Origin of the sequence: Vibrio sp. 1874 (assembly GCF_033344395.1) — a bacterium.
Classification (GTDB): Bacteria; Pseudomonadota; Gammaproteobacteria; order Enterobacterales; family Vibrionaceae; genus Vibrio; species Vibrio alginolyticus.
The window spans coordinates 22,116-41,973 of record NZ_JAWPOR010000001.1 but is presented as its reverse complement, the minus strand read 5'-3'; the positions used below and the strand labels follow the sequence as shown (position 1 = coordinate 41,973).

22 protein-coding genes are annotated in these 19,858 nt (G+C 46.6%); 10 read left to right on the top strand and 12 right to left on the bottom strand.

Going from position 1 to position 19,858, the window contains the following annotated elements; genetic code table 11:
- Positions 1-5 precede the first annotated feature (5 nt).
- A complete protein-coding gene (locus tag R8N46_RS00230; protein ID WP_213972074.1) occupies positions 6-779 on the bottom strand; it encodes a siderophore-interacting protein in 774 nt (257 codons plus the stop codon).
- A 179-nt stretch (positions 780-958) separates the two neighbouring features.
- Complete coding sequence (locus R8N46_RS00225; protein WP_053303997.1) at positions 959-1,543, bottom strand: LysE family translocator; 585 nt, start codon at positions 1,541-1,543, stop codon at positions 959-961.
- 114 nt (positions 1,544-1,657) lie between these two features.
- Here R8N46_RS00225 and R8N46_RS00220 point away from each other — a divergent pair, with 114 nt between their 5' ends.
- Positions 1,658-2,098, top strand: coding sequence for an Lrp/AsnC family transcriptional regulator (locus R8N46_RS00220; RefSeq protein WP_005482841.1), 441 nt, complete (start codon positions 1,658-1,660; stop codon positions 2,096-2,098).
- Between the two features lie 214 nt (positions 2,099-2,312).
- Positions 2,313-3,491, top strand: coding sequence for a lytic polysaccharide monooxygenase (locus R8N46_RS00215; protein ID WP_115386901.1), 1,179 nt, complete (start codon positions 2,313-2,315; stop codon positions 3,489-3,491).
- Between the two features lie 115 nt (positions 3,492-3,606).
- Here R8N46_RS00215 and R8N46_RS00210 read toward each other — a convergent pair whose 3' ends face one another.
- From R8N46_RS00210 to R8N46_RS00200, 3 genes are read right to left on the bottom strand one after another with little or no spacing between them, the layout of a single operon-like run.
- Positions 3,607-4,227: an HAD-IB family hydrolase gene (locus R8N46_RS00210; RefSeq protein WP_115386902.1), complete on the bottom strand. Its 621-nt coding sequence runs from the start codon at positions 4,225-4,227 to the stop codon at positions 3,607-3,609.
- A 38-nt stretch (positions 4,228-4,265) separates the two neighbouring features.
- Positions 4,266-4,577, bottom strand: coding sequence for a cupin domain-containing protein (locus R8N46_RS00205; protein WP_005383281.1), 312 nt, complete (start codon positions 4,575-4,577; stop codon positions 4,266-4,268).
- A gap of 9 nt (positions 4,578-4,586) precedes the next feature.
- The gene (locus tag R8N46_RS00200; protein ID WP_005374358.1) at positions 4,587-5,237 is read right to left on the bottom strand and encodes a Qnr family pentapeptide repeat protein; all 651 of its coding nucleotides are present in this window, start codon (positions 5,235-5,237) and stop codon (positions 4,587-4,589) included.
- A gap of 494 nt (positions 5,238-5,731) precedes the next feature.
- On the opposite strand from R8N46_RS00200, the gene ompW reads away from it, so the two are divergent.
- The 3 genes from ompW to R8N46_RS00185 all read left to right on the top strand — a co-directional run bounded on the left by ompW (position 5,732) and on the right by R8N46_RS00185 (position 9,103).
- Positions 5,732-6,376, top strand: coding sequence for an outer membrane protein OmpW (ompW, locus tag R8N46_RS00195; RefSeq protein ID WP_005391962.1), 645 nt, complete (start codon positions 5,732-5,734; stop codon positions 6,374-6,376).
- A 214-nt stretch (positions 6,377-6,590) separates the two neighbouring features.
- The gene (locus tag R8N46_RS00190) at positions 6,591-7,616 is read left to right on the top strand and encodes an HlyD family secretion protein (RefSeq protein WP_053303998.1); all 1,026 of its coding nucleotides are present in this window, start codon (positions 6,591-6,593) and stop codon (positions 7,614-7,616) included.
- Positions 7,613-9,103, top strand: coding sequence for an MDR family MFS transporter (locus R8N46_RS00185; protein ID WP_017634371.1), 1,491 nt, complete (start codon positions 7,613-7,615; stop codon positions 9,101-9,103). The genes R8N46_RS00190 and R8N46_RS00185 overlap by 4 nt, the downstream gene beginning before the upstream one ends.
- Positions 9,104-9,199: 96 nt before the next feature.
- Here R8N46_RS00185 and R8N46_RS00180 read toward each other — a convergent pair whose 3' ends face one another.
- Positions 9,200-9,445, bottom strand: coding sequence for a Rho-binding antiterminator (locus R8N46_RS00180; RefSeq protein WP_005460845.1), 246 nt, complete (start codon positions 9,443-9,445; stop codon positions 9,200-9,202).
- 180 nt (positions 9,446-9,625) lie between these two features.
- Between R8N46_RS00180 and R8N46_RS00175 the strand changes: the two genes are divergently transcribed.
- Positions 9,626-10,762 (top strand): MBL fold metallo-hydrolase, encoded by a 1,137-nt coding sequence (locus R8N46_RS00175; protein ID WP_054575252.1) that lies wholly within the window; start codon positions 9,626-9,628, stop codon positions 10,760-10,762.
- A 76-nt stretch (positions 10,763-10,838) separates the two neighbouring features.
- Here the strand turns inward: R8N46_RS00175 and R8N46_RS00170 are convergent, their stop codons facing one another.
- The 5 genes from R8N46_RS00170 to R8N46_RS00150 all read right to left on the bottom strand — a co-directional run bounded on the left by R8N46_RS00170 (position 10,839) and on the right by R8N46_RS00150 (position 14,872).
- Positions 10,839-11,264: a VOC family protein gene (locus R8N46_RS00170; RefSeq protein WP_017821017.1), complete on the bottom strand. Its 426-nt coding sequence runs from the start codon at positions 11,262-11,264 to the stop codon at positions 10,839-10,841.
- 175 nt (positions 11,265-11,439) lie between these two features.
- Positions 11,440-11,925: a VOC family protein gene (locus R8N46_RS00165; RefSeq protein ID WP_005374344.1), complete on the bottom strand. Its 486-nt coding sequence runs from the start codon at positions 11,923-11,925 to the stop codon at positions 11,440-11,442.
- Positions 11,926-12,064: 139 nt separating this feature from the next.
- The gene (locus R8N46_RS00160) at positions 12,065-12,394 is read right to left on the bottom strand and encodes a DUF4144 domain-containing protein (RefSeq protein WP_033907198.1); all 330 of its coding nucleotides are present in this window, start codon (positions 12,392-12,394) and stop codon (positions 12,065-12,067) included.
- 24 nt (positions 12,395-12,418) lie between these two features.
- Positions 12,419-12,955, bottom strand: coding sequence for a DUF924 family protein (locus tag R8N46_RS00155; RefSeq protein WP_017821016.1), 537 nt, complete (start codon positions 12,953-12,955; stop codon positions 12,419-12,421).
- 69 nt (positions 12,956-13,024) lie between these two features.
- On the bottom strand, positions 13,025-14,872 hold the full coding sequence (locus tag R8N46_RS00150) for a M3 family metallopeptidase (RefSeq protein ID WP_017821015.1): 1,848 nt from the start codon (positions 14,870-14,872) through the stop codon (positions 13,025-13,027).
- A gap of 276 nt (positions 14,873-15,148) precedes the next feature.
- On the opposite strand from R8N46_RS00150, the gene R8N46_RS00145 reads away from it, so the two are divergent.
- Entirely contained in the window at positions 15,149-15,511 is a 363-nt protein-coding gene (locus R8N46_RS00145; protein WP_318098234.1) for a hypothetical protein, read from the top strand.
- A 70-nt stretch (positions 15,512-15,581) separates the two neighbouring features.
- On the opposite strand, the gene R8N46_RS00140 is transcribed toward R8N46_RS00145, so the two are convergent.
- Positions 15,582-15,755, bottom strand: a complete 174-nt coding sequence (locus tag R8N46_RS00140; protein ID WP_005374332.1) for a hypothetical protein — start codon at positions 15,753-15,755, stop codon at positions 15,582-15,584.
- Positions 15,756-15,989: 234 nt separating this feature from the next.
- Here R8N46_RS00140 and R8N46_RS00135 point away from each other — a divergent pair, with 234 nt between their 5' ends.
- The 3 genes from R8N46_RS00135 to R8N46_RS00125 all read left to right on the top strand — a co-directional run bounded on the left by R8N46_RS00135 (position 15,990) and on the right by R8N46_RS00125 (position 19,796).
- Positions 15,990-17,132, top strand: coding sequence for a sugar diacid recognition domain-containing protein (locus tag R8N46_RS00135; RefSeq protein WP_017634363.1), 1,143 nt, complete (start codon positions 15,990-15,992; stop codon positions 17,130-17,132).
- A 158-nt stretch (positions 17,133-17,290) separates the two neighbouring features.
- Complete coding sequence (locus tag R8N46_RS00130) at positions 17,291-18,643, top strand: GntP family permease (protein WP_017634362.1); 1,353 nt, start codon at positions 17,291-17,293, stop codon at positions 18,641-18,643.
- A gap of 16 nt (positions 18,644-18,659) precedes the next feature.
- Positions 18,660-19,796, top strand: a complete 1,137-nt coding sequence (locus R8N46_RS00125) for a glycerate kinase (protein ID WP_017634361.1) — start codon at positions 18,660-18,662, stop codon at positions 19,794-19,796.
- The last annotated feature ends 62 nt before the right edge of the window (positions 19,797-19,858 follow it).

Here is a 19,858-nt window from a genome sequence, read left to right as displayed (position 1 = left end):
AATCACTATTGGTTGGATTCCGCGTCTTCACGTTTAATCACTTTGTGCCCATCTTCAGACACGCCTTTTTTCCAATAGCTGCTGATGTAGATATTCTCGCGATCGACTTCTTTTTCGTTGCGGAAATATTGGCGCAGCGCACGCATTGAATCGAACTCACACGCACACCATACCGAAGCGTTACCATCTAACCACTCGAGTTCGCGAACGCTATCAGCCAAGGTTTGCTGTTCGGTTAGCCAAATCAACTCCATACCGGCTGGCGTGTTTAGGGGTTGAATGTCGGCTGGAGACATCACGCTGATCACAGCGTAGCCTTTGGCCTCTTCTGGCAGCGTACGAATTTTCGCAGAAAGTGCTGGAAGTGCTGTCATATCGGCAGCCATGAAGAACCAATCCGCCTCAGTATTTAAGTTGGAGATGCTACCTGGCCCAACAATGCTGATCGTGTCGCCTTTTTGCGCGGCCATTGCCCAACGCGCTGCAAATCCGCATTGCAGATCTTGCGTTACGTGTCGGACGAAATCCACTTCGATTGTACTGGTTTCTGGATGAAAGCGTCGAATAGTGTAGGTGCGCATGATTGGTCGGTCGTCTTCTGGCAGGATGCTCAGATCCGCGCCGCCCATATCGTTAAACAGTAATTTGATGTAACTGCCTTCGCAGTCACGAGGAAAGTGGCTCAGCGCCTCACCTTGCAAGGTAATGCGCTGCATGTTTGGAGTGATGGTTTCTGTGTCTGTGACAACAAGCGTTTTAGGTTGAGGCTTCTTTTTCATTGTTACTTTACTCGATAATTATTCTCTTTCTCATTTAAAGATTATCAAGTTCCCTAACAAGAGGGTAGCGTCTTTAAACAAATTTACACTGTGAATTAACGCCAAAGCCTCAAGAAAAATATTACCTCTATCCTTTCTCTAACCACGTAAAGTGAGTCGTTTTTTAACCATAAATGGACTTATATCATTGGAATCGTAGACAAAAGCAACAGCGCAGCCATGCTGTAGTTGAACCCCTTAACGCGTTTATCGGTGGTCAACCAACGCTGCAATTGCATACCTGCCGCCGTCCAAAATGTCACCGATGGCAAGTTGGCTAAACAGAAGATACCGGCGATAAAAGTCAGTTCGAGCCAAGAACCGCCACTGGTGTATACCGTAATGGCCGTCAACGCCATCGACCAACCTTTTGGGTTCACCCATTGGAATGCAACAGCCCCTAAAAAAGACATCGGGCGAAAATCGTGTTTTGCTTCGGTTTTGTCGCTGGTTGCGATTTTGTACGTCAAGTACAGCAAATAACTCAAGCTCAATACTTTTAAAATGGAGTGTGTAATTGGATATGCGTGGAACAGGCTCATCAAGCCAATGCCCACCAAAATTAGCATGGCACCAAAGCCAAAGGTAATGCCCAACATATGTGGGATAGTGCGTTTAAAGCCGACATTTGCCCCTGAGGTCATCAACATAATGTTATTGGGACCCGGCGTAAAAGTGGAGACAAAAGCGAACAACGCCAAAGCGCCCAGTTGATGATATTCCATAGATTGTTCCTTGAATCAGTTCTCGATAAGTTGAGAACAACTATAAGTAGAACTGAGGTCAATATTGTGCTTTTATTTGATGATTAGAAACTAAATAAGCAATGAAACATCATCATGGATAGATTTGACGAAAGAATATTGCAAGTGCTCAAGCGAGACGGAAGAATCTCCAATGTGGAGCTGTCGGAACGCGTTGGTTTATCTCCGTCTGCAACCTTACGCCGAGTGCAAGATTTAGAGCGTAAAGGCGTGATCAAAGGCTACCGAGCGGTACTGGATAATCAGCAACTTGGCGTGGGTTTTGTCGCTTATGTGTCGATTGGTTTGGCCTCGCACTCTAAGCAGGCGCAGCTGGGTTTCGAAGAGCATGTGCGTTTTGTAAACGAGGTGGTGGAATGTCACAACATCACTGGCGCGAATGAGTATTTGCTGCGTGTGGAAACGCAAGATCTCGCCGCTTATAAAGCGTTTCACGCTGATGTGTTGGGTGAGTGCGAACACGTCAAGTCGATCACAACCATGGTGGTGATGGACACACCAAAAGACGAGCGCTAGCCAAACGAGAGTGACAGTTTTTGTGGCACACGAATTTGAAGTGACTCGAAAGAGTCAGTCGAGTATGAGAATGGTTCACAACAAATGCTGGAAAGCAGATGGCACTCTTACAATTTCCATATTTATTCTCACCTTCTAAATAATCCCATCCTGCTAGTTTTGCTTAAACCGCTTGTGTTTCAGAGCGGCGAGTCAGCAAAATTAAGGATGAACGATGAAATCACATGTAACACTTCCTCTTTTGAGCTTAAGCGCTGTTGCCGCATTGAGCTCATTTAACGTCAACGCCCATGGCTGGGTGGAGTTTCCAAGTGCTCGTCAAAATACGTGTTATTTAGACGGTGGCTTTTGGACCAACGAGATCCCTAACCAAGCGTGTAAAGCGGCTTTTGATGAATCTGGCGCGTATCCGTTTGTGCAGCGTAGCGAAATTGCAGCAAACGTACCAAATTACCGAGATATGGAGCATGTGAAAGCCGTGGTTCGCGACGGTGAGCTATGTTCTGCTGGCGATACAGCTAAGAAAGGCTTGAACATTCCTTCTCCAAACTGGCAGCGCACCAATGTTACGCCAGATGCAAATAACCAGATTGAATTGGTGTTTTACGGCAAAGCGCCGCACAACCCATCGTACTGGGAATTCTATCTCACCAAGCCAACTTATGATGATTCAAAACCTCTTACTTGGAGTGATTTAGAGCTGATCGACACCGCAGGTGATGTGTATGTTGATGCGGAAAAACGCTACCGTATTCACGTGACTTTCCCTGCTGATCGTTCCGGCGATGCGGTACTTTACACTCGTTGGCAGCGTATTGATGTCGCTGGGGAAGGTTTCTACAACTGTAGTGACATTACGTTAAACGGAACGGGCACGACGCCACCGACTGACCCTGTTGATCCAACCGAACCGGGCAATAATCTGACATCTCTAGGCTACTTTGTTCAGCAAGGTTTCGGACCAGTAGAAGCGGGTGACACCATCCGTTTTCGTACGTTTAATGCGACAGGCAATGAAATTGTCGATATTTCACTACCAATCAGTGCGAACAATACGGCGACTTGGGCGGCAGAAATAGCAGATCAATTTAACGCGCAGCAAACGGGCGATTGGTATGTGGGCATTTGGCATCAAGAGATGAGCCACTACATGTTCGATAGTAACAACGTGAATGCGAACCAAGTATTAGCGCCAAGTGCAGACTTCAGTTATGCGTTGTCACTGATCAAAGCGGATGTAACGCCACCAGTTGAACCAACCAACTTGTGGGACAAGACGGCCGTATACAACCAAGGTGATGTGGTGACGCACAACGGCAAAGAATGGACTGCCCAGTGGTGGACGTCTGGTGAGGAACCAGGCACAACAGGCCAATGGGGTGTATGGCGTTAAGCCAGTTATTCGGGCTCTGAACAATAAAACCCTTCTCATGTGAGAAGGGTTTGTTTTTTAGCCTAAAACGACCACTTTGGTCGAGTGGTTGTCTTGAAAATCAGAGCACATATCGTTATTCGCTTGCTCTCCACTCGCTCCAGTTGAGCATCGCGTAGTCTGCCAGTTTTAGCATCGGAATGTCTTCGTGTGTATCACCGTAGGCATAAACAGACGCAAACTCGTCGAGCGAAAACGCCGCTTTCACGCGTGAGACTTTTCTTTCTAAACTGCAATCACCTTGCTTGTAAAAGCCACTCAGTTTTGGCTGTTCTGAGATCAGTTCACTGCACAGCAAGTGGTAACCGTTCGCCTCACACCAAGGCTTGAGATACGCATTGAGTGATGCCGACACCACCACAATGGTATCGCCTCTGTGTTGATGCCACGCCAACCTTTCCGTCGCTTCTGGCCGTAAGTACAGCGGGATCACTTCATGGGCAAACTGAGCGCCAATCGCTTCAATTTGCTGCGTTTCTTTCCCTGAAAATGCAATAAAACTGCTGAGCGGACGCATAACACGAGCGGGTAACACTCCGAGTTTGTACAGCGCATAAAATGGCATGATAGCGACCTTTCCTACTCGTTTGCGCAGGCCATAAGCAGAATAGTGGAGGAAAAGGCTAAACATATCCTCTCGGGTGATGGTGCCATCAAAATCAAACAGTGCCAGTGACGGCTTAGTAGTATCGAGCAAACTCAGCGCCTATTTTTGGGTTTAAGATCGTTTTGTGTTTATTGATAAAACACCGCCAACCAGATGGTTTCTTGCGTTGGGTCAGTCCAGCTCACTTTGTGTTTGGTATGAGCTGGAATCGTAACGTGATCGCCTGCCTCAAGTCGTTGCACTACACCTGATTCAAAAGTCAGCTCTCCAGCTCCTTTAAGAACCAAGACCCATTCATGTTCTTCTTGATCGTACCAGCCACTTTCGGGCGAGGTTTGCCCCGTTGAGACAATGCGTTCTATACGCAGGTTTTTGTGGGTCAGCAGGTCTTCGAACACTTCCTCGTCGAGGTTATTCGGTAAGTCTTTAAACAGGTTCATGGCCTTTCCTTAGAGAATGATCAATCCAAAAGGCGCAAGCAATTGCTCTTGTTGCCAATCACAAATTTTAACACCAAACAGAGAAACGCGGCGAACATCCAGCCCGTCTAGTTCGACATGAGTCAGATCACATTGCTCAACGTTAAAGGTTCCCCATTGTTCTGGCGAGAATTCGCAGCGAGATAAATCCGAGCCTTTGAGAGTTGCCCCTGCGAGGTTCGCACCGTTCCAACGGTTTTCAAAGAGGTCACATTTTTCTAGTAACACTCGTTCGAAGTTACAGTAGGTGAGGTTGCAGCCAGTAATAAAAGCAGAACAGAAAAACATGGTGTTACTGACGCGATTAGCAAAGTTCGCACCTTGGAAGTTTGCCCCTTTGAGATCGCACTTACGCAGCTCCAAGCCCATACAATTTGCGCCGTTAAACAGGCTCATCGCCAACATACAGTTCGTAAAGCTGGCGTCTTTTAAGTTCGCGAAGCGAAAACTACACCCTTCTAGCGCTTTGGATTCGATAAAGCGACAGTCGATGAACTTAGCATCGCGCAGATCGGCATGGTCGAAACAGCACATATAAAAGTGGCAGTTTTTAAAGGTGGCATTCTGAAAATCGTGATGAGAAAAGTTTTCTCGTTCAAAAATGAGGTCGGTTTTTAACATGTCTTCTCCTTAGCTGCGAGCAGACTAGCACTCCAAGTGACTGATTTTCCATAAAAATAACTTCTTGTATTTCAGTGTTTTACAAACCCCTCAAATCGCGATTTTAAGGGGTCAAACGAGCTTTTTAAGTGGTTTTTTTTTGAAAATAGAAGAAGTAGAGGACGAAAAAAGTTTTTACTGGCTACGAGCCTTAACGAGAGGATTCGCATTTATGGGTATGCATGGCAACTCACACGCACAGTTTGCATTACAGAATTGTATCCCATTTGCATAATTTGTTGATCAATATGGCGTTTCTCCATACAAAAAACCTATATTTTTCACAAATTGATTTCCATCAAAATAGTAGGGTTTCTATGTGCTAGATTGCGCACAGCTCAAAAAGATATAGATACCCGTGTGCTTCAAGGCGCTGAGTTTACTTGAAATCTCAGATCAGTTAGCAGGCACCCCTTTGGGTACGACATAACGAAGCCCTACGAAAGGAAATAAAAATGAAAAAAACAATCTGCAGTCTAGCAGTGGTTGCTGCACTCGTGTCACCAAGTGTTTTCGCTCATAAACAAGGTGACTTCGTTCTTCGTGTTGGTGCGGCGTCTGTCGTTCCAAACGACAGCAGCGATAAGATTCTTGGTTCTCAAGAAGAATTGAAAGTGGATTCAAATACGCAGCTTGGTTTGACGTTTGGCTACATGTTTACAGACAACATCAGTTTAGAGCTTCTAGCAGCAACACCATTCAGCCACGATATTTCAACAGACTTGTTAGGTCTTGGTGATATCGCGGACACCAAACACCTTCCACCAACGCTTATGGTGCAGTACTACTTTGGCGAGCCACAAAGTAAGTTCCGTCCATACGTGGGTGCAGGTCTCAACTACACCATGTTCTTTGATGAGGGCTTCAATAGCACGGGTAAAGGCGCTGGTCTTTCAGATCTTAAGTTGGATGACTCATTCGGTCTAGCAGCGAATATTGGTGTGGACTACATGATCAACGATCAATGGTTCCTCAACGCTGCTGCGTGGTACGCAAACATTGAAACAGAAGCAACTTACAAAGCAGGTGGAGCGAAGCAAAAAACCGACGTCAAAATTAACCCTTGGGTATTTATGATCAGCGGCGGTTACAAGTTCTAAGAAAAACCAGTAGTTACACGCACATTACTATTATTGGCATGACTTTGGGGGCGGTTACGGGGACTGCCCCTCTTTTTTATCCTCGTTCTGATTGCACATCATTTACTCCACTTAGCAACATGCAAAATTGGATCTTTACCTTGCAGATCATTTTATTGTCGGAAGATCGAAAAGTCCTACACTGATCACATAATTGAACAAGTGGACAATATAAATGAGCGACGACATCGCAAAGCATTCTTCTTCCAGATCTAAGCTGGTAAAAACTCTTTTCTTTACTCTCTGTGTTATCGCATTTGGTGCGATGTATTGGTCTTGGCAGTATTCAGACAGTCACCCAAGCACGGAAGATGCCTACGTTAGGGCAAAAATTTTGTCGGTAGCGCCTCAGGTAAAAGGCCAAGTGGTTTCTGTGGATGTCAAAGACTTCCAATCTATTAACAAAGGTGACCTACTGCTGAAGATAGATTCACGCCCATATTTGTTGGCAGTGAAGCAAGCAAAAGCGGCATACCAATTGGCGGTCCAGCAACATGACGTTGCCGATAAGCAGGTAACTGAAGCTGTTGCGGGCTTAGATGCGGCGCGCTCTAACCTGACAGAAGCGCAAGTAGAGTACAAACGTACGGATTCCTTGGTGAAACGCAAACTGGCGTCGGACCAAGATTTAGATACGGCAAAAAACAAACTAGCCAATGCCCAAGCGAGCCTGGAGCAAGCGCGCGCGACGGTAGAAAAAGCCATTGCGAACCGTGGTGAAGAAGGCGCAGAGGCTGCGGTTGTTCAACAAGCGGCAGCACAGTTAGCGCAAGCAGAGCTGAACTTGAGCTACACCGACATTACGTCACCAGTGGATGGCATTGCCGGTGAGATCAATACGCACGTAGGCTCGGTCGTTAGCGTGGGTCAAACGTTGTTCCCTGTGATTTTAAAAGACAGCTATTGGGTACGCGCGAACTTTAAAGAAACAGATCTTACTCACATCAAACCTGGTATGCATGCGGATGTGGTGATTGATATGTACCCAGACGTGGTGTGGAAAGCAACGGTAGAACAACTATCGCCTGCGAGTGGTACATCGTTCTCCTTGATGCCACCAGAAAACGCAACGGGTAACTGGGTTAAAATCAAACAGCGTTTCCCTGTACGTTTGGCATTAGAAGTACCTGCCGATGCGCCGCAACTTCGCGTGGGTGCGAGCTCAGAAGTCACCATAGATTTGCAAAGTAGCGTGCAATGAGCCATCAAATTACGGCAGACAAACGGGGGATTGCCACCGTCGCCGTGATGCTTTCTGCCATCATGGTGTTAATCGATATGACCGTTGCGAACGTGTCGCTATCGCACATGATGGGCGCGTTGGGCGCAACGGCAGACCAAATTACTTGGGTGCTGACGGGTTACAGCATGGCGGAAGCGATCTTCATTCCGATGACCAGTTTCTGGGTGTCGCGCTTTGGTGAACGCAAAGTCATGCTGGTTGCCGTGGTCGGTTTTGTGATTGCCAGTGCGCTTTGTGGGCAAGCACAGTCTCTTGAAGAGATGGTGCTATTTCGCATTATCCAAGGCGCTTTCGGCGCGTCGGTGATTCCATTGGCGCAGTCGACGTTAGTGCAGATTTATCCGTATGAGCAAAAAGGCAAAGCGATGGCAATTTTCTCCATCGGCATTTTGCTTGGTCCTATTTTGGGCCCAGTTGTGGGTGGTGTGATCACCGACAACATTAACTGGCGCTGGATTTTTTACATCAACTTGCCATTCGGTTTGATCTGTACCTCTTTGATTTATCGCTATATCCACATCGACAACAAATCCAAACCTAACTTTGACTGGTGGATCATCGGTTACATGGCGTTAGGTGTGGGCGCGTTGCAGTTTGTGTTGGATAAAGGGAATGAAGAAGACTGGCTCGACTCACGCATGATTCAGACGGCGATATTGCTCGCAGTAATGGGATTGGTGATGTGGATCTATCGCAGTTGGAAAACCAAAAGTCCAATAGCGCCATTGTGGCTGCTGAAAGACCGAAACCTTATGGTCTCGTCATTGATGATTGCCGTGGTGTCGATGGCGATGTTTGGCCTGACGACTCAACAACCAATGCTGTTGGAAAGCTTGCTGGATTATCCGGTCTCAACCACTGGTTTATTAATGGCACCGCGTGGGTTGGCGTCAGCGGCGATGTTGATTTTGGTGATTAAGCTCAATCCGCAATTCGATCCCAGAATCAAAATAGTCTTTGGCTTAAGCTGCATCGGGATTGGTAGTTATTTGATGACGCAATACTCACTGCAGATCGATACATTTTGGATTGTGATGCCGAGTATGATTCAGGGGATGGGGCTTGGTTTAACCTTCTCGACGCTATCCACCTTGGCGTATTTAACGATTCCGAAAGAGCAATCTGTTGCGGCGGCGAGTATTTACAATCTGTTCCGTACCATTGGTAGCTCGTTTGGTATTTCTATCGCCACCACGTTCCAATATCGTGATAGTCAGCAGCAATGGCATGCGCTGGGAGAGGGTATTAATCCTTATAATCCTAACTTGCATGACTGGGCGGCCAATCAGGGGCTTTCTATTACCGATCCGGTTGCGTTAGACCAATACCAACAGATGTTGCAGCAGCAATCGCAAATGGTCGCGTTTGTGCACACCTTCCAGCTTGTGGGAGTGATGTTCGTGATCATGATGCCGATGCTGGTTTTCATCCGGTCGCGTGAATAACAACAAGTTCAGGTGAACCGTGTAAGAGAACGCCTCTCAAGTTGTGACAGCTTGAGAGGCGTTTTTTATTGGACGGCGTCAGTGAAAGAAGGACGTTTACTCAAACGTCACTTCGTCAAAATGCGGATTGGCTTTGAGCGCGCGCATTGCGACTAATTGTTCAGTCGGGAAGGCGGTGTGCTCACCATCCATATCTAAAAACAAGCACTCTTGTCGCTGCATGTCGTAGCCTGTGTCGAACGCGTTGCCCTGATGAGTTTCACCATTTTTTAGTGTGATCTCGATAGGGAGCTTAAACATACAGGCGATTTCAATAAAATCGTATTGGCTGCAAGTCACCATAGTTTTCTCCTTTCAAACCGACGCTGTATTCAGAAGGTTTGAGAACCGTATCCTTAAATAGAAGACGTTTGATTGAAACTGAATCTTCATCTTACACCTCATTTTGGTCACGAAATAGACATACACGCACGTTTTAATAAACCTACTGTTGAGCGTTCGCAAGTGAGACAAAACTACAATATGTCTGAGACGATACTTAAGCGCACATACCTAACGAGTGAACAAAAGACACAAAAGCCAAGTTCACTGATTCCGCCTCAAACCTACCATGCGCAGTTGGCGCACCGTGTTCACCACTCGCCTCAATTTGAAAACGGCCGCGTTAAAAACGAGATGCCAAATGTCCCTAGTCCGCAATCATTCTGGCAGGTGTGTTGGAGTTATCTTGGTGGTAGAACGCCGTTGAGTCCTAACGAACATCTGCCACATTCCCCAATTCAACCCACGCAGTTTGCGCAGCGAAGTGAATCGATGCGCGTTACTTGGCTGGGCCATTCCACCATGCTGGTGGAGGTCGATGGCATTCGAATTCTGACCGATCCGTTATTTGATTACGCTTCTCCGTTCATCGCAAAAGCGTGGTTTGAACGCAATATTCCCAATACCCATGCCAGAGATCGTTTGCCGATTCCTGAAATTATTGTGATTTCGCACGATCATTACGACCATTTAGAAGCATCGACCATACGTTTTTACGCCGATAAACCCGTGACGTTTTATGTACCCTTAGGGGTTGGCAAGCATCTGATAAAGTGGGGCGTTTACGCAGACAACATCGTGGAATTCGATTGGTGGGATAGCGTGCACTATGCTGGAATCGAACTGATTTGTACGCCTGCTAACCATAATTCGGGTCGTACTTATTTCGATAAAAACGCGACCCTGTGGGCTTCTTGGGTCATCAAAGGCAAAGAAGAGACGCTCTATTTTAGTGGCGATTCAGCTTACGATTCGCACTTTTCCGAGATCGCACAGCGATGTGGACCAATCGACATTGCCTGTTTGGAAGTAGCTGCCGATGTGAAAGGCCAAGGTTATCCGGTCGAAAACTGGGGGCACATGCAGGCTCATCATACCGTGCAAGCGTTTCGCGATTTAAATGCGAAAAAACTGCTGCCAGTACATTGGGCTACATACGAGCTGTTTACTCACCGCTGGGACGAACCGATTTTAGATTTGCTTGCCCATTGTCAAAAAGAACATATAACGCTGCTGACGCCAATGCCGGGGGAGAGTTTTTACGTTCATAAAAAACAGATAAATAAACAATGGTGGCGAGAAAAAGAAACAGGTGAGCCAGCTAGAATTTTGACTTAATAATATGTTCTTACTTCAATAATTATTTTAGAAGTTAACCTTGTTATTTTCAGAATATAACAAGGTTTTTACTCGCTTACTCATCAATCACTTGAGGTTTTAACTCGACGACATTTCCTTCCGGATCATGAATATAGAGTGAGCGACCGAATCCTTGTGCTCCGTAGCGTTTCGCAAACTCTTCGGTTTCAATGCCGTTCGAACGCAGATATTCCAGTAATTCATCCTCGGAAAAAGGCGCCAATTGCAGGCAAAAATGGTCAATATTACGACCATTTTGAACTGGTGGCTTACCGCCGAGTTGGCCTAATTCGCTGTCTACCGTCACCACATCAATCAATGCGTTACCTGCCCTAAGTTGAGTTAAACCAAGTTCCGTTACTTCGCGTTCGACAGGGCAGCCCAAAATGTCTCGATAGAAATGCAACATAGCATCGAGGTTACAGGTCCTTAAAACAACATGATCAAGCGCTTTGATGGCGATTGGATTTTTGGTGGGCATACTTCACTCCTTTTTGCATTGTGTTGAGGTAAGTATAAAGTGACCTTAAAAGTGGTGAGAGAAATGATCAAATTCCAGATGTTTTTTTGCTAGAGCGAGTGCAGAAACACTGCAACTCAAAGCAAACAAAAAAAGGCTAGCGTATTGCTAGCCTTTTGGAATATGGATGGGGCTATTACTCGTAATCAGAAGCGTAAGTTTCTTCGTAAGTGTGTGAGTAAAGCTCGAATAGGTTGCCGAATGGGTCTTCTAGGTAAACCATTTTCGCAGGCTTATTATCGTCTTCTGGGTGGTAACGCATGATGTCCATGCGAACTTTGCCACCTAGTGCTTCGGTGCGTTTGATAGCACCTTCAAAATCGTCTGTCTGCAAACAGAAATGGAAGATACCGATGCGAGAAAAATCCACTTCATGGCGCTCTTGACGCTCTTTCATTTCGAATAACTCAAGGCCGATGCCATCACTTGTCACAAGGTGCGCAATGTTGAAGCCTTTAAAGCCTTCCCCAAAGACCGCAATACACATTCTGCCAATTGCCGTTTCGCGTTCTTCAATCACTTTCGTGTTGCCCATAACGACTTTTAGACCTAGCGCTTGCGTGTAAAACTCAACCGCTTTGTCCATATCTCCGACCATAATACCGACATGATTCATTTTCATTTGTTTGCTCCCAACATGTGTGTTTGAACGTTGTCTTGTTTCGATGTGGGAGAGTATATGGCGTGATGTTGATTACATGAAATTATCATAAATTATAAAAATGATAATTTTATTTAATGCTATGCGTGTTGGGATTGAGTTAGTGAGCTAAGGCCTCAACAGCTTGCCTCACCGAGGTGAAATGAATCTTGATAATGCACCGTTGCGCGAGGCTGAATTCATGCGATTGGATTAATGACGTAACCTCTTCTACGGACAGCGTTCGTTCTTTTGGGTGTAAAAGAGTGGTGTTCGAACCATTGTTTTTCAATTCGAACGTGTTGCCATTTGAGTCAATAACGTAATCATCTTGCCCAAAAATGAGGGCTTCGCATTCAGAGTCTAAGTCGGACTGGGAATGCGTATAGATCAGCTCATCGTCGCCGTCTAGTTTTAGCAAGCATGGCCAACATACTGCGTGGTCTCTCATGGTTAACTCATTATTCATTGTTATTTAGAAACTTGACCCAGGTTGTTGCAAAAACGCTAACTCTTCGGGAGTGCTCTTTCTTCCCAATATCGCATTGCGATGAGGATAGCGCCCAAACTGGTCGATGATGGCTTTGTGTTTTAGCTCAAAATCGTAGTTATTTTCAAGCCCTGATGCGCGAAACAATTTTTCAGCTTGGACATGAATGAGGCGAGATTCGCTGTGCATAAACGGCATGTACAAAAAGCTTAGCTGCTCAGGCGCTAATTCTTTGTCGTAACCTAACCGAATTGCCTCTTGAGCCAATGCTAATGCGAGTGGGTCTTGTGCAAACGCTTTTGGGGTGTTGCGATACACATTACGTGAAAACTGGTCGAGGACGATGATTTCGGCCAATCGTCCTTGTGCGCTGTTACGCCAATTAAACAGTTCACAACGAGCGGCTTGTTCTAATACCGAGGCAAATCGCGATGCAATACACTTGTCCAGTTCTGGGTTGTTTTCAAACCAATTTTGGGGCGATAGCTCCTCGAACCAAAATTTGATGACTTCTTGGTACATGGATCTTCCTTCTTATTGCATTAGCTAAAGAATAAAAAGCCAGAAGGCGAGCTCCTGGCTTTCTGCGTGTTATCGACCGTAAGCCTCTACGATGTAACGTTCAAAATCGTCACACATTTGTTCGTCAGAGATGGCGTTGCTTGCCAGCTCTTTACTGCCGTCGACGACTTTAATCGCGGCGTTCAGTGAAGCGACTGATGCTCGCTCTCGCGTCGCAAGTGAGTCGATTTTCTTCTGCTGCACTTCCCATGCCTGTTCTGGCGACAGGTTACACACGTCTGCAAGGTATTTGGCATTGAAGCCTTCGCCAGTCAGGCTGACAATGGTTTCGTTGTGCGACAAGTGATTGCCTGCGTGCCAGTAGTGTTTTGCCAGCAGTGGGCCAATTTCTGGGTTATCCGTCAGGTAACCAAACTTCTCAAGGAAGTATGCACGGGTCTGATACACCGCCATGTGCGCGAGTAGATAACCTTGATACGCACAAGCCGCTTCGTCGGATAGCAAATGTGGAATCGCCATCAGTGGGCGAGGGCTGCATTCCAAACCAAGGATCTGTTTTTCACAATCGCGAGCGAGCTTAGTGATGCGCTCTGGCGTTAACTCGTCATCGCTCAATTGATACAACGCGCGCTCAAAATATGGCACAACCAAGATGCTACGTTCTTCATAAGCTTTGAATGGCTGACGGCTGTTGATCATTGCTTGAATAATCTCATCAGGCACAGAATTCCCTTCATCATCCAGTGCGTACTGTTTTAGCCAATCGGCATCGGTTAACAGGCTATCACAGAACATCGACTGAGTTTCTGCATAAGCCATTGACGTCGGCGCAAACTCCTGCGAGAAACAAGGCGCGTTCATTTTTACGTTCGCAAAGTGTGCTGCGTGGCCGCCTTCGTGGAACAGCGTGTTAATGCCATCGTAGCCGCTGCCCACTTGGTCTGGTTTGGCATTACTGGTGAAGTTCACCTGCGCTGCGACCCACTCGCCTTGATTATAGAAAGAAGGAATAGGGCCGTGGCAGAACCCATTCGGGTACTTACCTTTGCGATCTAGTAAATCCAGCGTTAGCGTCGCACCAGAGTAATCAATATTTAGGCGACCAAATGATTCTACCCAGCGTCTCAGAGATTTTGAGAACGGCACGTATGGGTCAAGGTCACGCATAACGTCACCCGCGAATGAGTAAACAAAGTTGTAGCCTGCTAGTGCGCTTGCGCCTTTCTCTTTCGCCAAGTTTTCTAAGCTGTTTAGATGCGCATCTCGCGTGCGTTGTTCGAAATCTTCCAAAATCTCGAATAGCTGTTCAGAGCTCATCTTTTCCGTTTTTTGCACGGAGTAATCAAAGAAAGTCGCATAACCGAGTGAGCGAGCGAACTGGTTGCGCAGTTTGATCAGCTCTATAAAGCCGTTTTGCAGTAGCCATTGTTCAAGGTTCAGCAACGCTTGATGAGCCGATTGGCGAACTTCTTCATGATTGCTGGTGCGAATGGTTGAGCTTAATACGGGTAGTGAACCTTCTACTTGCTCGCCGTTCTCATCGGTAAATGTTTGTACGTGGTTCTGTTTTTTCTCGAAGAGCTCAGCTTCAAAGGCAATGAGCTGATTTTTCAACGCTTGTGCTTTTTCGCCCTCGATAGCGTGAGATTCAAACATCGCCAGCCAACCAGATAGACCCGTAATGGTTTGTTGTTTCTCTTGTGGGTCGGTAATTGAGTCCGCGGCTTCAAGCTGTTGTTTGATGGCAGTAATTTGCTCGGCGTTGCTTAAAAAGCTTGTCCATGCCGTTTGTGCTTGCGTCGAGCCATCATGGTCATCGCTGATCCCCATGTAAGTTTCCCAAAAGAAATCTTCTTTGGTGCGGTGAATCGCAAGGTAACGTTGATTGAGGTCGTTGAGGTAATCCGTTGCGGTCATTTTGATCCTTCAAATGGTTTCGTTATGTAGACAGTTGATTATTGCACGCTTGGTCGCGAGAAAGGAACGCTAATCTCATTTGTCGATTTTGCATCGCGTAAAGGTGATTTTACTATTTGTTTACATTTGGGTGAGTTAATAGGAGTTATGAGCTTGCAGTGTTAAGACTGGTATGGAGTTTACAGTTTATTAAGTAATTAATCTGCGGTGCGCTATCGATGATCCTTATCAGGTGTAATAAGATTTCCATATCGTGGCGATACAGTTGGAAACGATATGATAAATAAGACAAAAGTTACGTTATTGGCGGTAGGTACGATTTTAGTTGGATGTTCCACAGTCGCGCCACCAAGAAATGATGCGGTTGAAAGCATTCAACAAAAGTGTTCTGTGATTTTAAGCAATGATGTTGCGGGCGACCAGCGCTGGCAGACGTACAACGGCTTGCTTGTAGAATATGCCGTGCATGGCGTTAAGAGTCAGGCGCAACTGGAACGTTTTGAAGCGTTTGTGCAGAGAGTGCAAGATGATGAGTCTGGACAGTTAGTTACTGAGTTGATTGAGGTCACCGACTGGGGATGCTCAAACGACAACTATCTTGAAGAGATGAGCTTGTTTATTCAAGAAGTTCAGAAGTAAAAAACCGAGCGTTAAGTCGCTCGGCTTTTCTGTTTGTGGAACGCTTTTGTACGCTGGTTAGTCAGGACGTTTACTCCTCTGGATACTCGCCCATACCTTGCGTTTTACCTTCCGCTTTCCAATGCTCTCCAGGGGCAAATGCTTCATCGCATAAATCTACGGTGTAGCCCATTTCTGTGATTTCCTTCAAAGTGAGGTTATCAGCAATATTTGCAACTTCCCCCGATTTATTCCGTAACTCCATGTTGATCTCTCCTCTGTAGGTAGACGAGTGGCATCAATGCACAGTGAAGAATGCATTGGTAACCTTTGTTCTAAGTATATAACCCTCTGCTAAAAATGAAGGTTTAATCCACTTTTTAAATATGGGTAATTGGATAATGCTTTGAGCTGCTTCCGTTATTTAGAACCGCAGCATCGCGATAGTTTGCCATTTGTGATTTATTGAGTGATTAAACGGTCAATTTGGAAACTCGAAATGGTGATTCTCGACCACGCTTTAGCACAACAAATTGTTGATCGAACCATGTCCATCATTGGTCACAATGTGAATGTGATGAACTCGGCAGGCATCATCATTGGCAGTGGCGACCATAAACGTGTTGGGCAAGTGCATGATGGCGCGGTACTGGCGCTGAATCATGGCGATTCGCTAGAGCTTAATGAGCAGCAATGTTTGACGTTGCAGGGTGTCAAACCCGGTATCAATATGTTGTTGAAATTACATGGTGACGTGGTCGGTATTGTTGGCGTCACAGGCGAGCCGGAGAAAATCCGAGATTTTGCAAAACTGGTTAAAATGACCGCTGAACTGACAATCGAGCAAGCCGCGCTGGTGGAAAAATTTCAGTGGGACAGACGTCATCGCGAAGAGTTTATTCTGGCTTGGATCAATGGGAAATTGACCGATGAAGAGCTGAAAGATTGGGCGATGCGTCTTTCTATCGATGTTACTCAACCACGGGTGGCAACGGTGATTGAAGTCTCGACGCCGTCCGCCTCGAAAAGCATGAAGAGTGTGCGCAATATTGTTGAGCTGCTTGAATACCCAGAGCGTAACAACCTAGTTGCGATTGTCTCAGTGAATGAAATTGTGGTGTTGAAACCGTGTCATTCCGCCAAGCAGTGGGATAGCCAAGTTGAAAGTGAGCGCATTGATAAGTTGATGTCGCGTTTAAGCGATCACGATTCGCATACGTTTCACATTGCGCTAGGGCAGCTGTTTAATGAGCCTAAAGATGTCGCGTTGTCATACCAAAGCGCGAAGCAGGTATTAGCCATTGGCAAGCAGTTCTACCCAGAGAAACGTAAGTACCTGTTCGATGAACTTCGTTTGCCTGTTTTGTTAGCGCCGTTGGCGGATATTTGGCAAGGTGAACAAATTATTGATGGCGTGAAACGGTTGAAAGAGAAAGACAAATCTGGGCAATTACTGAAAACCCTAGATGCGTTGTTTGAATGCAATGGCAATGTAACAGAATGCTCTAAAATGCTGTTTATTCACCGGAACACTCTGCGCTATCGGTTAGAGAAAATCACCGAGATAACAGGGCTACCAACTACCAATTTTGTGGGGTTAGCGGAGCTTTATATTGCGACTCGGCTCTCAAAAATGGCGTGATATTGTGCATTTGCACAATACGCGTCATTTTTTGACCACATCATTTGTCACTCCGCCTAAAGGAATTCGAAAGCAAACGATTAATAATTCATGCGTCCCTACATGTTGAGTGAGCCAACACGGACTCGTTCAGCAAAATAAGAATAAATGGAGTTATCATGAACCTTATATTAATCCTGCTCGGGGTGATCGCATTTATTGTGCTCACGACCACCAAATTCAAATTACATCCCTTTTTAGCGCTGATCATCGCGGCGTTCCTTGCGGCATTTGCTTACGGCTTACCGGCAGATAGCATTGCCAAAACCATTGCTTCTGGCTTTGGCGGCATCCTTGGTTACATTGGTTTGGTTATCGTTTTAGGTACCATCATCGGTGTTATTTTGGAAAAAAGTGGTGCAGCGATCACTATGGCCGATACGGTCATCAAAGTGTTGGGTGAGCGTTTCCCAACATTGACCATGAGTATCATCGGTTACATCGTTTCTGTTCCGGTATTTTGTGATTCAGGCTTTGTCATTCTGAACTCGCTCAAAGAATCACTCGCGAAGCGTTTAAAAACTTCAAGCGTTGCGATGAGTGTGGCGTTGGCAACTGGCCTATACGCAACGCACACGTTTGTGCCGCCAACTCCTGGACCGATTGCCGCTGCGGGTAACTTAGGCCTGGAATCTAACCTTGGTTTAGTGATTGGTGTGGGTGTGTTTGTTGCAGCGGTTGCGGCGTTAGCGGGGATGTTGTGGGCGAACCGATTCCAACATGTTGAACCAGATGGCATTGAAGCCGCAGAAGAAATTCAGCAAGACTGGCAAGCACTCAAAGCGTCTTACGGCAAATTGCCAACGGCGAGCCAAGCATTCGCTCCTATTTTTGTTCCAATCTTATTGATCTGTTTTGGCTCTATCGCGAAATTCCCAAGCCTACCGCTGGGCGAAGGTTTTGTGTTTGATGTTCTGACTTTCTTAGGACAGCCACTAACGGCATTGGTGATTGGCCTGTTCCTTTCTGTTCGCCTACTCAAGTCAGACAACAAGATTGAAGAATTTGGCGAGCGAATCAGCCAAGGTATTACGGCTGCTGCGCCTATTCTTTTGATTACCGGTGCTGGTGGCGCATTTGGCGCGGTATTAAAAGCCACGCCGCTAGGTGAATACTTAGGTACGACGCTATCGGCGCTGGGCGTGGGTATTTTCATGCCATTTATCGTTGCGGCTGCGCTAAAGTCGGCGCAAGGTTCATCAACGGTTGCATTGGTGACCACATCGGCTTTGGTTGCGCCTATGCTTACGCAATTGGGGCTCGATTCAGAAATGGGCCGCGTATTAACGGTGATGGCGATCGGTGCTGGTGCGATGACGGTTTCTCATGCAAACGACAGTTTCTTCTGGGTAGTTTCGCAGTTTAGCCGCATGTCGGTGGGCTTAGCGTACCGCGCGCAAACCATGGCTACGCTCGTTCAAGGTGTCACGGCAATGGCATTGGTGTACATTTTGAGCCTCGTTCTCTTATAAGTCTCTGGAAATACGTATGAAAGTGGTAATTGCACCTGATTCATTTAAAGAAAGCTTAACCGCCAAACAAGTGAGCGAGGCGATCAAAACGGGTCTTGCTCGCGTATGGCATGATGCTGAGTTTGTTACGGTTCCGGTCGCAGACGGTGGCGAAGGCACGGTTCAATCTTTGATAGATGCAACTCAAGGCGAACAAGTCTTCACAACAGTGACTGCGCCATTAGGGAATGATGTTGAAGCGTTTTATGGCATCCTCGGCGACGGCGAAACTGCGGTTATTGAAATGGCGGAGGCCAGTGGGCTACACCTTGTGCCGAGTGACGCTCGCGACCCAAAACTGACCAGTAGCATTGGTACCGGACAGCTGATCAAACACGCGCTAGACAGAGGCATTCAACGTTTAATCATTGGTTTGGGCGGCAGCGCTACCAATGATGGTGGCGTGGGCATGTTGACCGCGTTGGGGGTGGCGTTTCTTGATGACTCTGGTCATGCAATTACCCCAAATGGAGGCGGGTTAGCGGCGCTTGCGTCCATCGATATTTCTGGTCTTGACCCTCGTTTAGCAACTTGCGAAGTGTTGGTAGCGTGCGATGTTGATAACCCACTCTGTGGTGACAAAGGCGCGTCGGCTATCTTTGGCCCTCAAAAGGGAGCGACCGTATCAGACGTCACTCAGCTCGATAACGCATTGCGCAAGTTTGGCGAGTTGACGGAACAAGCGACGGGTAAGCATGTACTGACTCGTGAAGGGGCGGGTGCTGCTGGTGGTATGGGCGCGGCCTTGCTCGGGTACACGCCAGCACGTTTGCAACCAGGAATTGAGATTGTGCTTGAAACGGTCAAACTTGCTCAGCATGTTGAGGATGCGGATATCGTATTTACAGGCGAGGGTCGAATCGATCATCAAACCGCACATGGCAAAACGCCGATGGGCGTTGCTCAGGTGGCCAAGCAGTGTAATTTACCAGTCATTGCATTAGCAGGCTGTGTGGGCGACAACTATCAGGCGGTTTATGAGTGCGGTATTGATGCGGTGTTTGCTTGTGTACCAAGGGCGATGAGCTTACCTGAGGCCATGAAAGAGGCCGACGTCAACGTTGCTAATTTAGCCGAAAACGTCGCGAGAATGTGGCAAATTAAGTCGCACTGAAAGCGATGACGATATGAAAAACTCCACCTTTGCGTGGAGTTTTTTGTTGTTACCTGTTTGCG